Consider the following 14,070-nt stretch of genomic DNA (forward strand, 5'->3'; position numbering starts at 1 on the left):
GCCTTAACCGTATGGCGTCGCCCCGTTCGTTTGTACCGGGCGACGTCTGGTCAACAGCGGCGGCGCTACTGCAGCGTGCGCGTCTGGATTTGCTCTGCGGCTGGCTGAGAGGCGGAGGCGGGCATGGCGCCGCCTTCCAGGCCGGTCGCCACGACCGAGACGCGGAACCTGCCGTCAAGGCTGCGGTCGAAGATGGCGCCGACGACGATGTCGGCGTCTTCCTGGACCTCGTCGCGAATGCGGCTTGCCGCTTCGTCGACTTCGAACAGCGTCATATCCGAACCGCCGGAGATCGAGATCAGCACGCCCCTGGCGCCCTTCATCGAAATATCGTCGAGCAGCGGGTTGGCAATTGCCGCTTCCGCCGCCTTCATCGCGCGGCTTTCACCGGAGGCTTCGCCAGTGCCCATCATGGCGCGGCCCATGCCGCGCATGACCGACTTCACGTCGGCAAAATCGAGGTTGATCAGGCCTTCCTTGACGATGAGATCGGTGATGCAGCCAACGCCGGCATAGAGCACGCGGTCGGCCGTCATGAAGGCATCGGCGAACGTGGTTTTCGCATCGGCGATGCGGAAGAGGTTCTGGTTGGGGATGACGATGACCGTATCGGCGGCCTGGCGAAGCGCCTCGATGCCGATTTCCGCCATTCTCATGCGGCGGTTGCCTTCGAAGGTAAAGGGTTTGGTGACGACGCCGACCGTCAGGATGCCGGCCGCACGTGCGGCGCGGGCGATGACGGGTGCTGCTCCCGTGCCTGTTCCGCCGCCCATGCCGGCGGTGACGAAGCACATGTGCGAGCCGGCCAGGTGATCCATGATCTCATCGATCGATTCCTCGGCCGCCGCATGGCCGACCTCCGGCAGGGAACCGGCGCCGAGACCCTCGGTCACATTGGCGCCGAGCTGGATACGGCGCGTCGCCTTGGAGGTGGCGAGCACCTGCGCATCCGTGTTTGCGGCGACGAATTCGACGCCTGCCAGGTTTTCCGCGATCATATTGTTGATCGCATTGCCACCACCACCACCGACGCCGATCACAGTAATGTGCGGCCGCAGTCCCGAAATGCCGCCCTTGGCGTCCGTCATCGCGCTCTCCTTTGATGCTTCGTTCACGCCACGCCCTCGTCGCGGATAGCGAATCGGCGCTTAGGATAGCCGCCCAACAAGGCGGAGGCGAGGCGAAAGACATCTCGGCGAGAGCGGCTGCCAGGGAGAAACGGGTTTGCTTGTGGATTTGAGGGAGAGAGCGTCATGTCGAGCGGTGACGATTACGCCTTGAACCCTATCCTGCCGCTCCTACCGTCACCGGCAGACACAACACACACCGCAATCCCGCCGCATCGTTCGCCTCCAGTACCAGCGACCCGCCGTAGAGCCCGGCAAGCTCGTTGACGATACTCAGGCCGAAGCCGTTGCCGGGGACGGTTTCGTCTTCCCGGACGCCGGGCTGCATGACGGCGGCGAGGCGATCAGGAGGGATGCCCGGGCCGTCGTCTTCGATCGTGATCCGGGCGGTCGGGCCGTCGCGGCGGGCGCGGACGGTGACGCGCGAGGTGGCCCATTTGAAGGCGTTGTCGATCAGGTTCCCGAGCATTTCCTCGACATCGCTTTCGTCGCAGGCGACCCACAGGCGGTCGGCGATATCGGTGTCGAAGGCAATGCTGCGCTCGGCGTAGATCTGGCCGATCGCCCGATGCAGATCGGCGACCGAGGCTGCCAGATCGGTGCTGGCAACATTGTTCGACGAGGCCATCACCCGACGGGCAGCGGCGAGGTGGTGCTTGATCCTGTTGTCGATCCGGGCGGCGAGGCCCCGCAATGCGCCCTTGGGATCGTTTTGCTCGTCGAGCGCCAGCAGCAGGCTCGCCACCGGCGTCTTCAGGCCATGGGCGAGGTTTGCGAACTGCATGCGTGTTGCCGCGAGCCGCTCTTCGCTGGCGGCCAGCAGTGCATTGGTTTTCAACGACAGTGGCGCAAGCTCGGCGCTTGTTTCCTCCGGCAGGCGGGCGCGTTCTCCCCGGTTGATGGCGTCGATATTGGCCGCCATGGATGCCAGTGGCCGCAAGCCAAAGCGGATTTGCCAGAGGGTGCCCGCCATCAGCACAAGCCCCAGCAGCAGCATGCAGGGAACCAGCCAGAAGAGCGCGCGTAGCGCCGGGCCGACAAGGGCGATCATCGGCGCAGTCGCGGTGATCGTCAGCGTCATGCCGTCAATGCTGCGGACGGCTTGGCGAAGGTAAAGCGGCCCTCTTCCACGATCGCCGCCCGTGCCGGATGTCGGCATGCCCATCAGCATATGGCGCAGATCCTGCCGTGGCGGCGGCGCATCGATCGTGCCGTTCATCAGGGAGCGGGAGGTCAGGCGTTGCTCTCCATCGTCGATCTGCCAATACCAGCCGGAGGAGGGGCGATCGAAGGGCGGTGCATCGAGCGGCGCGGAGAGAGCAATCCTTCCCGCCGCGTCGCGCGTCACGGCGCCGGCAAGGGCGCCGATCTGGGTGTCGAGACGCTGATCGACCTGCTCGCGCACCACAGTCTTCAGCGCCAGCCAGAGCACGATCGCGGCTACAACGAGCGCCAGCGTCACGAAGATGCCCGAGAACATCAGCAGCCGGCCGGCGATCGATCTCGGCTTGAACAACGGAGCCTTCATGGCGCCGCTGCCGCCGTCAGCATATAGCCTCGGCCGCGCACCGTCTCGATGCGGTCGCCGCCAAGCTTCTTGCGCAGCCGGGCGATGATCACTTCGATGGAATTGGAGTCGACCTCGGCATCGCCGTCATAGACGCGCTCGGTCAGCTCCCGCCGGTCGACGATCATCTCCTTGCGCAGCATCAGGCAGGAGAGCACCCGCCATTCCAACGCCGTCAACTTCAGCGGCAGGCCGTCGAGTTCGAAGGTGCCGAGCTGGGCATCGAAGACCAGCGCGCCGCAGGTCAGCCGCGCGGCGGCGTGGCCGGCCGCCCGGCGCACCAGGGCGCGCAGGCGCAACACCAGTTCTTCCACCTTGAAGGGCTTGGCGAGGAAATCATCGGCGCCGGCCTTGAAGCTTGCGACCTTGTCTGGCCAGCCGTCGCGCGCCGTCAGCACCAGAACCGGCAGGTTGCGGCTGCCCTCGCGCCACTCCTTCAGCACGCTGACGCCATCGATCTTCGGCAGGCCGAGGTCAAGGATCGCGACATCGAAGAGTTCGGTCAGGCCTGCATGGAGAGCGTCCTCGCCGTTGCGAGCGATATCGACCACGAAGTTTTCCGATCGCAGCACGGCGGCGATCCGGCCGCTGAGGTCTTCGTCATCTTCGACGAGCAATACGCGCATGGGGCAGGGCTTTCCTCAAGGCTGGGCATCTCCGGGGACGGGCCAAAACTATCGGGCCGAGCTTAACTCAATCTGAACGGAGAGGTTCAGGCGGGCGAGGGGATGGGGCGGCTAGAGTGCGGCAACGACTGATGCAAGGAGCAGATATATGCCGAATGAAGACCATGACAACGTGCAGACCGAGGGCGCAGCCATGCCCGTCCCGCCAGGACAGCGCCGGCGTCGGCTGGCGCTTCCCATCATCGCCGCCGCCGTGGCGCTGGTCATCGGGGCTGCCGGGGGCGCCGGTGCTGTCAAGATGATGCGTCCCACGCCGGAAATGGCGCCGCTGACGCCGGTGGCGATTTCGGCCATGCCGGCATCGAGCCTCGTGACGATCAAAGGCAAGGTCGCCGAGATCTACGGCAATAAGTTCGTGCTGCAGGATGACAGCGGCAAGGCGCTTGTTGAAACCGGCCGGGCCGGCGAGGGCGGCACTCTCGTCAGCCGTGACGAAGCCGTCACGGTCCAGGGACGCTTCGACGACGGCTTCGTGCATGCGAGCTACCTCGTTCGCCAGGACGGACGAACCGAAGCGCTGCGTCCGCCGAAAGGTCCGCCGCATAGACGATTTGAGGATTTCGATCACAGGCCTTGACGGTCCATGAACCATAGCCGCGCTGCGGTGTTTACAGACGTGCTTCTCAATTCCGGCAAAGGAACAATTCCCATGCAAAGATTTCTCCTATCAGGCCTTGCTCTTGCCGCACTCGCCGGCGCCGCCTTCGCCCAACAACCGCCCACCCCGCCGCCCGCCGCGACCCCACCCGCTGCGGTCGACCCGGCCTCGCCACCGCCACCGCCGCCGCCGCCAACGAATCCGTCGGCTTCCGCTGATGACGAGCGGATGATGGGCGAGCCGGATGCGCGGCCGGGAGATCGCCCCGATGATCGGTGGCATCGTTCGAGAGACGATATGGGCTTCCGTGACGACAGAGGCTTCCGTGGTTTCCGTGGCCATCGCCCGCCACCGCCGCCGCCGTCCAAGGCCGCCCATTTCCGGATCGAGGATGGCGACACCAGGATCGATCTGAAATGCGCCGAGGACGAACCGATGAAGGCCTGCGCCGATCTCCTGCTCCAGGTGATGGATCGCCTGCAGGGCCAGAACTAGGCTTGCATATCCTGGCATAGCGGGACGCCGCACGACATTGCAACCGTCCGCCGTTCTCTGGCGGGCGGTTTGCAGATTGATGAAGGCCACCGTCCTCCGCAAGCATTGACGGCGGCCCGATTTGGCTTTAGCTGTGACGCCATGAAAATCGCAATGGTTCTGGCAGTGGTGATCGGGCGCATGGGCAGGATGGTGTAGCCATCCGGCGAAAGCACCCATGCGCGGTAAGCAGGCTCCTGACGGGGCCTTTTTTTATGCCCTGAATCCGGGGCGGGCGCCTCGTCGGACTTTCCACACATCGTCATACTGATCAAGGAACGGAACCATGAGACCCCGTCATTCCATCGACACCCCGCGCGCGCAGATGACCGGCGCGGAAATCGTTCTCCAGGCGCTGAGAGACAATGGCGTCAAGCATATATTCGGCTACCCCGGCGCAGCCGTGCTGCCGATCTACGACGAGCTTTTCCAGCAGGAAGACATCAGACACATTCTGGTCCGCCATGAACAGGGAGCCGGCCATGCCGCCGAGGGCTACGCCCGCTCGACGGGCAAGGTCGGCGTCATGCTGGTGACCTCTGGACCCGGCGTTACCAACGCGATCACGCCGCTTCAGGATGCCTTGATGGATTCCGTGCCGCTCGTCTGCCTGTCCGGCCAGGTGCCGACGACGCTGATCGGGTCCGATGCGTTTCAGGAATGCGATACCGTCGGCATCACCCGAGCCTGCACGAAACACAATCGGCTGGTCAACGACGTCAATGAGCTCGCGGCGGTCATCCACGAGGCCTTTCGCATCGCCGGGTCAGGCCGGCCCGGACCCGTTCTGGTCGACATGCCCAAAGACGTGCTGTTTGCAAGCGGCAGCTATGCACCGCCTGAGGCTGTCGCCCCGAGACCGAGCTACCAGCCGGACCACAGCTGCGGCATGAGGGAGATCGAGGCTGCGATCGCTCTGATGGCAACGGCACGCAGGCCGGTTATCTGCGCGGGCGGCGGCATCATCAATTCCGGCCCCGAAGCGGTAAATCGGTTGCGCGAGCTGGTCGATCTCACCGGCTTTCCCGTCACGTCGACGCTGATGGGGCTCGGCGCCTATCCGGCTTCCAGTCCGAACTGGCTGAAGATGGCCGGGCTTCACGGCTCCCATGAGGCCAACATGGCGATGCAGGACTGCGACCTTATGCTCTGCATCGGCGCGCGCTTCGACGGCGGGCTTGCCGCCGACGTCGATGGTTTTTCACCGAATTCCCGGAAGATTCAGATCGATATCGATGCTGCCTCGCTCAACAAGACTGTACGCGCCGATATCGGTATCCGGGGCGATGCGGGCGACGTGCTTTCCGAGCTCGTTCGTCTTTGGCGGGCGCTTCAGCGGGCGCCGGACCGGGCGAGATTGGCCGAGTGGTGGAGCATGATTGCAGGCTGGCGCGCACGGCGATCGTTTTCCTATGCGATGCGCGAGGACGTCATCATGCCGCAATATGCCATCGAGCGGCTTTACGAACTGACGAAGGATCGGGATACCTACATCACGACGGAGGTCGGCCGGCATCAGATCTGGGCGGCGCAATATTACGGCTTCGAGCAGCCGAACCGCTGGATGATATCAGGCGGCCTGGGGACGATGGGATACGGGCTGCCCGCCGCCCTCGGCGTGCAGATCGCCAATCCCGGCAGCCTCGACATAGCCGGCGATGCCTCCGTGCAGATGACCATGAAGGAAATGTCGGCCGCCGTGCAGCACAACGCGCCGATCAAGATCTTCATTCTCAATAATGGCGATCAGGGAGCGGTTCGGCAGCACGGAAATCCGGATTTCGTGAAACTGGCGGAAGCCTATGGCGGACACGGCATTCGCTGTGAGAGGCCGGCCGAACTCGACGATGCGATCCTGGAGATGATCGAGGTGAACATGCCCGTTCTGTTCGATTGCCGCGTCGCCGCACTCGCCGATCGCCTGCCGACGATCGGGGCGGGCCGGGCGCGCAAGGAGATGCTGCTGTCCGGCGACGTTGGCGTCGCGCAGTTTGCCGCGTCAGCCGATGCTGATGGGGAGTGGCGCGTCTAGCGGCTTTGGAGCATGGTTTGAGGATGTCAGTCGCAGCGGTGGATTCTGCGACTGGCGTCGAACCATCAGGCCGACAATGTAGCCTTGCGCCGGCAGCATCATCGCTGCGCCAACCTGATCTCGCTCAATATCTCAACAGGCGGAAACCGGACACAATCGGCGGCGTCGAAATTTACCGAGAACTGCATGCTGTTTTCGTTCGCCCATTTGATCGCGGCCGCTGATTTCGCCTTCGGCACTTTCGCTGCAATGGTGCAGTGGGGCGCCCAATTGCCGGGTCGATAGTGCTCATGACAGAAGGTAGGATCAATCTTTCGATGGAGAGCCGCGTGCAGTTGGAGAAGAGCGCCGTCTGGGATCGGGCGCGCCCAGAGAACGAGAAAGTCGTTCTGAAAATAGCCGATGCCCGAAAAGGCTACGGTCACGGTGGGGCGCGTCCAGAAAATACCTTCGAGCGCCTCGCCCAATCGATCTGCATCAAACGCCTGATAAACTGCGAGGGTGAGGTGCGGAGGATAATTCAAAGCCCGCATCGAAGCCGTCTCTTCGAATGCCGCTGCTTGATCCCAGAGTTTGAAAACCGGCGATGCGGTCTCGTTCAGACATTTGAGGCTGATCCCGTAAGGCATTTGCGAGCGTTATCCAGTCCATCGCGCCTGGACCTTAGGCCGATATCGTTGCCGATGTCGAGCGGCCAGGAAGGAGCATGGCGGCGGCCGGCATTGCTGAATATCGGGCTGGCGCAAGGGATAATGGTGCTCCTCCTTGCAACGCGGGCTCAAGGCCCAACCAACCGTTCGAGCGAAGACATGGCGACGGAATGCTCGCTGAGGTGCGAGTTAAAAACCCAGGGATGACACGCATCCCCGCCGCACAGCCGCATTATACAGCAACGGCAACGTATAAGGATGAGGCTCTTTTGGACGTTGGCGTCTGTCGACCCGATGCCTGATCCCCTCATGCTCTATTCCCGCGCCATCGCCTGCCAGGCGGCAGGCGGGCTGGCGAAGGCACGGTTGCAGGCGCGGGGAGCGGCGCCAAGCGACTATTCTTGCGCTCGGCAATATACTTGTGAGATTGTACCGATATACATGCGATACTGCCGATGCAGGCAGCGCGGGGGCTTCGATGACATCCGTAAGGGTCAATGAGCTGATATCGGTGGCGGGGCAGCCCGATGCCGCCGGTTTTGCTGCTTTTGCGGCAGACGGTTTTGCGGGCGTCATCAATGCCCGGCCGGATGGCGAGGAGCCGGGGCAGCCGGGCGATGCGGCGGAAAAGGCTTCCGCCGCCGCCGCGGGGCTCGCCTACAGCTTCGTGCCGGTGAAAGGGCCCGAGATTACCGAGGCCGATATCCGCGCCTTCCAGAGGGCGATGATGCAAGCGAAGGGGCCGGTCGTCGCTCATTGCAAGAGCGGCACACGGGCACTGACGCTCTATACGCTGGGAGAGGTGCTCGACGGGCGGATGCAGTCCGGGGACGTCGAGGCCTTCGGTCAAAACCTCGGCTTCGATCTTGCCGGCGCACGCCGCTGGCTGGAAAAGCGGGCAGGGCAGGCGGCTGTCGTGAAGGCCTTCTTCGAACCCCGCACCTGCAGTGTGCAATATGTCGTTTCGGACCCGGTAACGAAACGCTGCGCCATCATTGATCCGGTGCTCGATTTCGACGAGATGTCGGGTGCGACGGGAACGACCAATGCCGACGCCATCCTCGCGCATATCGACAGCGAAGGGTTGACGGTCGAGTGGATCCTCGACACGCATCCACATGCCGATCATTTCTCCGCCGCGCACTACCTCAAAGGAAAGACCGGCGCGCCGACGGCGATCGGCGCCCATGTCACCGAGGTCCAGCTGCTCTGGAAGGAGATCTACAACTGGCCGGCACTCGAAACCGACGGCTCGCAATGGGACCGGCTGTTTGCCGAGGGCGACACTTTCGAGATCGGCGGGCTTAAAGCCCGTGTGATGTTCTCGCCCGGCCATACGCTTGCCTCGGTAACCTATGTGATCGGTGACGCCGCCTTCGTGCACGACACCGTATTTACGCCGGATTCCGGCACGGCGCGCACGGATTTTCCCGGCGGCAGCGCCAGCGCCCTCTGGCACTCGATCCAGGCCATCCTGTCGCTGCCCGAGGAGACCCGGCTCTTTTCCGGCCACGACTATCAGCCTGGCGGTCGCCATCCCCGCTGGGAAAGCACGGTGACCGCCCAGAAGGGCGCCAATCCGCATATATCGGGCATCGATGAGGCCGGCTTTGTGGCGCTGCGCCAGGCGCGAGACCGTACGCTGCCGAAACCGAAGCTGATGCTGCACGCGCTGCAGGTGAATATTCGGGGAGGCAGATTGCCGGAGCCGGAGGGAAATGGGCGGCGGTATCTGAAGATCCCGCTGGATGCGTTGTAGGAACGCAGGGAGCAGCGCTGCGGCACGTGCTTCGAGGCTTCGCCCTCCCGGGCTGCGCACCTCAGCATGAGGGACGTTGGCGGATGCCGCGCCCTCATGGCCAGCTTTGAGGGATGCAGCGGCGGCGCCCAAGAGAGCCTCATCCTGAGGTGTGTAGGCCATTGGCCGAAGCCTCGAAGGACGAGGCGGGTGCTCCATTTGCAGAGCTGGATGCGTCTGTAGCAAGGAGCAGCGTTGCGGCGTGCTTCGAGGCTTCGCCCTCTCGGGCTGCGCACCTCAGCATGAGGGACGTTGGCGGATGCCGCGCCCCGGAACGGGAGAAAGCGGCGCCAACGCTGAAGAGAGCCTTATCCTGAGGAGGCGAGGATGCTGGCATCACGCCGGCCACCAGCCCTCCCACGTTCCATCTCCATTTTTCACCCACCCAAACTCAATCCTCCGCAATAATCATTGACGTCGCGCGGGCCGGCAACGTAACTGGGGGCGACGGTTCCCTGAAGATGACTCCAAGGGGATTAATAGGGAACACGGTGAGGACGACCCAGTAGGGACCGAGACCGTGGCTGCCCCCGCAACTGTATGCGGATTGTCGATCATCTCAGAAGTGGCCAGCGACTGGCCATCTCTGAAGGGCTGATAGCCTCGCCACTGCGATATATCGCGGGAAGGCGGATGAAAGACGGATATCCGCAAGCCAGGAGACCTGCCGTCAATCACGATCCAATCAACCGGGCGGGGATGCCCGGATAAGGAACAGACATGATTGACCTTCTGAACCTTCGCCGAATTCCGGCATGCATCCGTCTCGATTGGGCCTCCTGCGGCTAGCGCGCGCGTCAGCGTGTCTTCGGCCGCGCGTGCGGCATAACCGTGCTTTTTCCCTTCAATCGAGGTTTCCATGCGCCAGATTCTCGCAACCATGACATTTGCCTTCGGGCTGATCGGCCTTGCGGCACCGAGCCTTGCCGCCACCCATTATCCTTTGACCATCACCAATTGCGGTGAGCAGGTGACTTTCCAGAAAGCGCCGTCGAAGATCGTTTCGATCGGCCAGGGCATGACCGAAATTCTTTTCTCGCTCGGCCTTGCCGACAAGATCGCCGGCACGGCCGTCTGGGTCGGTCCCGTCCTGCCGCAATATGCCGGGGCCAACAGCAAGATAAAGCGTCTCGCCGACAATGATCCGAGCTTCGAATCCGTCGTCGGACAGGAGCCCGACCTGGTGGCGGCCGAGTTCGAATGGCATGTCGGCGCACAGGGCTCCGTCGGCAAGCGGGAGCAGTTCCAGGATCTCGGGATCAATACCTATCTCGCGCCGGCCGATTGCGTCGCCAAGGTCAACACCGATGGCGGCGACGGTGTGCGCAAGGAGCTGTTCACGATGGAGCTGGTCTACCGTGAGATCGCCGAGCTCTCGGAGATCTTCGACGTGAAGGAGCGCGGCGATGCGCTGATTTCCAAGTTGAAGAAGCGCGAGGCGGATGCCGTCGCATCGATATCCGGCGCATCGGGCAAGAACCTGCCTATCGTCTTCTGGTTCTCCAGCAAGGAAGTCAACGGCGATGCCTTCATCGCCGGCAAGAACAGCGCGCCTGCCTATATCCTGAAGGCGATCGGCGCCAGGAATGTCGTCACGACCGAAGAGGAATGGCCGCTGGTCGGCTGGGAAACCATCGCCCAGGCGAACCCGGCCGTCATCGTGCTCGCCACCATGGACCGGCGCCGCTACGCCGCCGACGATCCGAAGGTCAAGATCGATTTTCTCGAGAACGACCCCGTGACCAAGGAACTCGATGCCGTCAGGAACAAGCACTTCGTGATGATGGACGCGCAATCGATGAACCCGACGATCCGCACGATCGACGGCATCGAGACCTTGGCGAACGGCATCAAATCCTTCGGCCTGTCGCAGTGAAGGCAGTGTCGGTCAGGCAACAAGGATGGTGGGCGCTTGCCGCGCTCACCATTTCAGCCCTTCTCCTTCTCGGACTGATGATCAGCCTTGCCGTTTCGATCGGCGAGATCGCGATCCCGCTGGCGACGACGGCGGAGGCGGTCTCCAACCGGCTGTTCGGCACGCAGTTCGAGCTCAGCCGCATCCACCAGGGCATCGTCTGGGATTATCGCTTGAGCCGGGCGCTGGTTGCAGCCAGCGCCGGCGCGTCGCTCTCGCTCTGCGGCGCCGTGCTGCAGGCGCTGCTGCGCAATCCACTGGCCGAACCCTATGTACTCGGCATCTCCGCCGGCGCCTCGACCGGAGCCGTCTGCGTGATGATCCTCGGCCTCGGCTACGGTGTTTTCGGCCTGTCCGGCGGCGCCTTTATCGGCGCGGTCATCGCCTTTCTGCTGGTCGGCTTCCTGGCGACGGGTGTGGGGGGAACCGGCGAGCGCATCATCCTGTGCGGCGTCGCCGGCTCGCAGCTCTTCAATGCGCTGACCTCCTACATCGTGACGACATCGGCGAATGCCGAGCAGGCGCGCGGCATCCTGTTCTGGCTTCTGGGGTCGCTCAGCGGTGTGCGCTGGCCGGATGTCTATCTCTCGGTGCCGATCGCGCTCACAGGTTTCGTCATCTGCATGGCCCATGTCAGGGCGCTCGACGCCTTCGCCTTCGGCACGGATGCAGCCGCCTCGCTCGGCATTGCCGTGCGCCGCGTCCAGATCCTGCTGTTCGGCCTGACGGCGGCGATGACGGCAAGCGTCGTCAGCGTGGTGGGCTCGATCGGCTTCGTCGGCCTGGTCATTCCGCATGCCGCCCGCTTCCTCGTCGGGCCGGGCCATCGGCGGCTGCTGCCGGCAACGGCGCTCGGCGGCGCGATCTACATGGTCGGCGCCGATATCGTCTCGCGCATCATCATCCCGCAGCAGGTCTTGCCGATCGGCGTCGTCACGGCGCTCTTCGGCGCACCGGCCTTCGCCGTCATCCTCTATCGCGTGCGGAGGAGCGCATGAGCATTACCATCGACGCGGTGAGTTTCGCCGCCGGCGATACGGTCATCGTCAACGGCGTCAGCCTGACGGTGACAAAGGGCAAGGTTCTCGGTCTGCTCGGGCCGAATGGGTCCGGCAAATCGAGCCTGCTGAGGCTGATCTGCCGGCTGCGCAAGGTCCGCAGCGGCGTCATCCGGCTGGGCGACGACGATATCGCTTCGCTGTCGCGCGCAGCCCTTGCCCGACGCATCGCTTTCGTCGAGCAGCAGTCGACGACCGATACGCAGCTGACCGTGCGCGACGTGGTGCGGCTCGGCCGCACGCCGCATCGCGGGTTGCTTGCGCCCTTCGGCGCGGAGGACGATGCCGCCGTCGAGGAAGCGCTGGTGCGAGTCGACATGCAGGCGAGGGCGGGCCAGCTCTGGCAGACGCTGTCGGGCGGCGAGCGCCAGCGTGTCCATATTGCGCGATCGCTGGCGCAGACGCCGAGCGAGCTGCTGCTCGACGAGCCGACCAACCATCTCGATATCCAGCACCAGCTCGACATTCTCCAACTGATCTCGAAGCTCGGCATCACCTGCATCGTCGCGCTGCACGATCTCAACCTGGCGGCGATGTTCTGCGACAGCCTGGCGGTGCTTCAGAAAGGCGAGGTCGTCGCCTCGGGCGCGCCGGAGCAGGTGCTGACGGAGGAGATGATCGGCCGGGTGTTCGGGGTACGCGCCCATGTCCAGAAATCGGCCGTGCATGGCCGGCATCATATCCAATACGTGATGGATTGAGGAACGGCCGGGACTGTCGATCTCAAGGAGGAGATATGACCTCACTGGCCTTTTTCATGGACTGGCGTATGATTTCTCGGGGCGTATGCGCCGCCCCGGTCGAACGGAGTTTCGAGATGCTCGAACGAAATCAGTTTCCCCTGCGCCCCGTCATCCCCGGCTTCGCCGTCGCCTGGGTCGTCATCATTTCAGGTACAAGTGTCGCTCTCAGCCTGGTTTTTGCCTGCGTCACGCCCTTCGTGGCCCTGGCGGCGGTATCGGCGGTCATTCTTCCCCGGCGCATGGCGCTGACGGCGGTTCTGCTGGCCTGGCTCGCCAACCAGATGGTCGGCTATCTCGTGCTCGGCTATCCCCAGACTTGGGACAGCTATGCCTGGGGTCTGGCGATCGGTATTGCGGCATTCGCATCCCTGGCCGCAGCGCTCGGCGTGCTTCGCCTTGCCGCCGGCCTCAGCGTCGCCGCGGCTGGCGCCTTCATGGCCGGCTTCGTTGCCTATGAAGGCGTGCTCTTTGCCGCGACGGCCGTGCTTCCGTCAGGCGAGGGAGCGTTTTCGGCGTCTGTGGTGGCGAATGTCCTGCTGATCAATTCTCTGGCCGCGATCGGCCTTATCTGCCTTCATGCCGGCGCGGCGGCCGGCCGTGCGCTTGTTGCAAGTCAGCCGGGACCGGCGTTGCCTTAGGCGGTTGACTCGATGCACGAAATCAAGGCGCCGGAAACCGCATTACCTCCCGCAGTAACGCAATGACCTCTAAGACCGATGGCCCTTGGGCCGGTGGCGGCACTGCGCGTTCACAGAACTCGCGCCAGACGAACAGCGTCAGCTCCGCGCCGTCCGTTGCGGTTTCTCCCGGTCCTTCTGCAAACTTCTCGAGCAGACGATACCGGCTGTCCTTCCAGAACAACTCTTCCACCCAGTCATATATCGGGATGACGTGAAAATGGATCGGATAACCGGGCGAGTGCCCGTATCGGCCGATATAGACGCGCTGAGCATTCAGGTCCTGTTTCAGCGCCTTCTGCGTTCTTGCAAGCAATGGGCCGAATTCGCCCAACGCCATTTCGGACAAATCCGAAAGGTCGGTCGTGTCGGTCTTGCAACTGATCATGAGATAGCCGGGAAGGGCGGAGTTCATCCGGTGGTTCACCAGCCATCCCGCGGTCTCGGCAACATGAAACTGCGGAGGAATTTGCAAGCGCCGCCTCTTTCGCTTTCGCAAAGGAACATTTCGACGCCGGAGAATAGGCAGTTTTGCGAGGGCTGCAACGGCGATCCTGGAGATCGACCGTGACTCGTTCTCGGCTTCGCGGTGTCACTCGCAAACCCAATGAAGACGAATGGGTGGCGAGCGGCAGGGCGGCGCTGAAGTGAAATGCGCCAAGCATGGGTTGAGATCGTCGCCGGC

General features: G+C 63.6%; 13 protein-coding genes and 1 riboswitch. Of the genes, 8 read left to right on the forward strand and 5 right to left on the reverse strand.

Annotated elements, in window-relative coordinates; all coding sequences use genetic code 11:
• Positions 1-65: 65 nt before the first annotated feature.
• The 3 genes from ftsZ to FHX14_RS24515 form a co-directional block, all read right to left on the reverse strand.
• A complete protein-coding gene (gene ftsZ, locus FHX14_RS24505) occupies positions 66-1,088 on the reverse strand; it encodes a cell division protein FtsZ (RefSeq protein ID WP_003593717.1) in 1,023 nt (340 codons plus the stop codon).
• A 196-nt stretch (positions 1,089-1,284) separates the two neighbouring features.
• Complete coding sequence (locus FHX14_RS24510) at positions 1,285-2,655, reverse strand: HAMP domain-containing sensor histidine kinase (protein WP_184379247.1); 1,371 nt, start codon at positions 2,653-2,655, stop codon at positions 1,285-1,287.
• Positions 2,652-3,320, reverse strand: coding sequence for a response regulator transcription factor (locus FHX14_RS24515; RefSeq protein ID WP_012558100.1), 669 nt, complete (start codon positions 3,318-3,320; stop codon positions 2,652-2,654). The genes FHX14_RS24510 and FHX14_RS24515 overlap by 4 nt, the downstream gene beginning before the upstream one ends.
• A 148-nt stretch (positions 3,321-3,468) precedes the next feature.
• Between FHX14_RS24515 and FHX14_RS24520 the strand changes: the two genes are divergently transcribed.
• The 3 genes from FHX14_RS24520 to ilvB all read left to right on the forward strand — a co-directional run bounded on the left by FHX14_RS24520 (position 3,469) and on the right by ilvB (position 6,544).
• Positions 3,469-3,957 carry a hypothetical protein gene (locus FHX14_RS24520; RefSeq protein ID WP_184379249.1) on the forward strand — a complete coding sequence of 163 codons (489 nt, stop codon included), beginning with the start codon at positions 3,469-3,471 and terminating at the stop codon, positions 3,955-3,957.
• Between the two features lie 72 nt (positions 3,958-4,029).
• A complete protein-coding gene (locus tag FHX14_RS24525; protein ID WP_037073777.1) occupies positions 4,030-4,473 on the forward strand; it encodes a hypothetical protein in 444 nt (147 codons plus the stop codon).
• Between the two features lie 364 nt (positions 4,474-4,837).
• Positions 4,838-6,544: a biosynthetic-type acetolactate synthase large subunit gene (ilvB, locus tag FHX14_RS24530; RefSeq protein ID WP_184379375.1), complete on the forward strand. Its 1,707-nt coding sequence runs from the start codon at positions 4,838-4,840 to the stop codon at positions 6,542-6,544.
• 98 nt (positions 6,545-6,642) lie between these two features.
• On the opposite strand, the gene FHX14_RS24535 is transcribed toward ilvB, so the two are convergent.
• Positions 6,643-7,173 (reverse strand): 2'-5' RNA ligase family protein, encoded by a 531-nt coding sequence (locus FHX14_RS24535; protein WP_184379251.1) that lies wholly within the window; start codon positions 7,171-7,173, stop codon positions 6,643-6,645.
• 499 nt (positions 7,174-7,672) lie between these two features.
• Here FHX14_RS24535 and blh point away from each other — a divergent pair, with 499 nt between their 5' ends.
• The 5 genes from blh to FHX14_RS24560 all read left to right on the forward strand — a co-directional run bounded on the left by blh (position 7,673) and on the right by FHX14_RS24560 (position 13,346).
• Positions 7,673-8,953, forward strand: a complete 1,281-nt coding sequence (gene blh, locus FHX14_RS24540; protein WP_184379253.1) for a bifunctional sulfur transferase/dioxygenase Blh — start codon at positions 7,673-7,675, stop codon at positions 8,951-8,953.
• A 470-nt stretch (positions 8,954-9,423) separates the two neighbouring features.
• A riboswitch (cobalamin riboswitch) is annotated at positions 9,424-9,679 on the forward strand.
• A gap of 172 nt (positions 9,680-9,851) precedes the next feature.
• Positions 9,852-10,868 (forward strand): ABC transporter substrate-binding protein, encoded by a 1,017-nt coding sequence (locus FHX14_RS24545; protein WP_184379255.1) that lies wholly within the window; start codon positions 9,852-9,854, stop codon positions 10,866-10,868.
• Positions 10,865-11,905, forward strand: coding sequence for an iron ABC transporter permease (locus FHX14_RS24550; protein WP_184379257.1), 1,041 nt, complete (start codon positions 10,865-10,867; stop codon positions 11,903-11,905). The genes FHX14_RS24545 and FHX14_RS24550 overlap by 4 nt, the downstream gene beginning before the upstream one ends.
• Entirely contained in the window at positions 11,902-12,666 is a 765-nt protein-coding gene (locus tag FHX14_RS24555; RefSeq protein ID WP_184379259.1) for an ABC transporter ATP-binding protein, read from the forward strand. Before FHX14_RS24550 ends, FHX14_RS24555 begins: the two co-directional genes overlap by 4 nt.
• Before the next feature lie 116 nt (positions 12,667-12,782).
• Positions 12,783-13,346: a hypothetical protein gene (locus FHX14_RS24560; RefSeq protein ID WP_184379261.1), complete on the forward strand. Its 564-nt coding sequence runs from the start codon at positions 12,783-12,785 to the stop codon at positions 13,344-13,346.
• Positions 13,347-13,368: 22 nt separating this feature from the next.
• On the opposite strand, the gene FHX14_RS24565 is transcribed toward FHX14_RS24560, so the two are convergent.
• Positions 13,369-13,860, reverse strand: coding sequence for an HIT family protein (locus FHX14_RS24565; RefSeq protein WP_184379263.1), 492 nt, complete (start codon positions 13,858-13,860; stop codon positions 13,369-13,371).
• Positions 13,861-14,070: the final 210 nt, after the last annotated feature.

It is taken from the genome of Rhizobium sp. BK619 (assembly GCF_014195245.1).
GTDB classification, from domain to species: domain Bacteria; phylum Pseudomonadota; class Alphaproteobacteria; order Rhizobiales; family Rhizobiaceae; genus Rhizobium; species Rhizobium acidisoli.

What these genes read in the sequence shown, in the direction of transcription:
- FHX14_RS24535 (WP_184379251.1), bottom strand. Translation starts at nt 7,173, where the DNA reads ATGCCTTACGGGATCAGCCTCAAATGTCTGAACGAGACCGCATCGCCG.
- blh (WP_184379253.1), top strand. Translation starts at nt 7,673, where the DNA reads ATGACATCCGTAAGGGTCAATGAGCTGATATCGGTGGCGGGGCAGCCC.
- FHX14_RS24560 (WP_184379261.1), top strand. Translation starts at nt 12,783, where the DNA reads ATGCTCGAACGAAATCAGTTTCCCCTGCGCCCCGTCATCCCCGGCTTC.
- ilvB (WP_184379375.1), top strand. Translation starts at nt 4,838, where the DNA reads ATGACCGGCGCGGAAATCGTTCTCCAGGCGCTGAGAGACAATGGCGTC.
- ftsZ (WP_003593717.1), bottom strand. Translation starts at nt 1,088, where the DNA reads ATGACGGACGCCAAGGGCGGCATTTCGGGACTGCGGCCGCACATTACT.
- FHX14_RS24520 (WP_184379249.1), top strand. Translation starts at nt 3,469, where the DNA reads ATGCCGAATGAAGACCATGACAACGTGCAGACCGAGGGCGCAGCCATG.
- FHX14_RS24525 (WP_037073777.1), top strand. Translation starts at nt 4,030, where the DNA reads ATGCAAAGATTTCTCCTATCAGGCCTTGCTCTTGCCGCACTCGCCGGC.
- FHX14_RS24515 (WP_012558100.1), bottom strand. Translation starts at nt 3,320, where the DNA reads ATGCGCGTATTGCTCGTCGAAGATGACGAAGACCTCAGCGGCCGGATC.
- FHX14_RS24510 (WP_184379247.1), bottom strand. Translation starts at nt 2,655, where the DNA reads ATGAAGGCTCCGTTGTTCAAGCCGAGATCGATCGCCGGCCGGCTGCTG.
- FHX14_RS24555 (WP_184379259.1), top strand. Translation starts at nt 11,902, where the DNA reads ATGAGCATTACCATCGACGCGGTGAGTTTCGCCGCCGGCGATACGGTC.
- FHX14_RS24545 (WP_184379255.1), top strand. Translation starts at nt 9,852, where the DNA reads ATGCGCCAGATTCTCGCAACCATGACATTTGCCTTCGGGCTGATCGGC.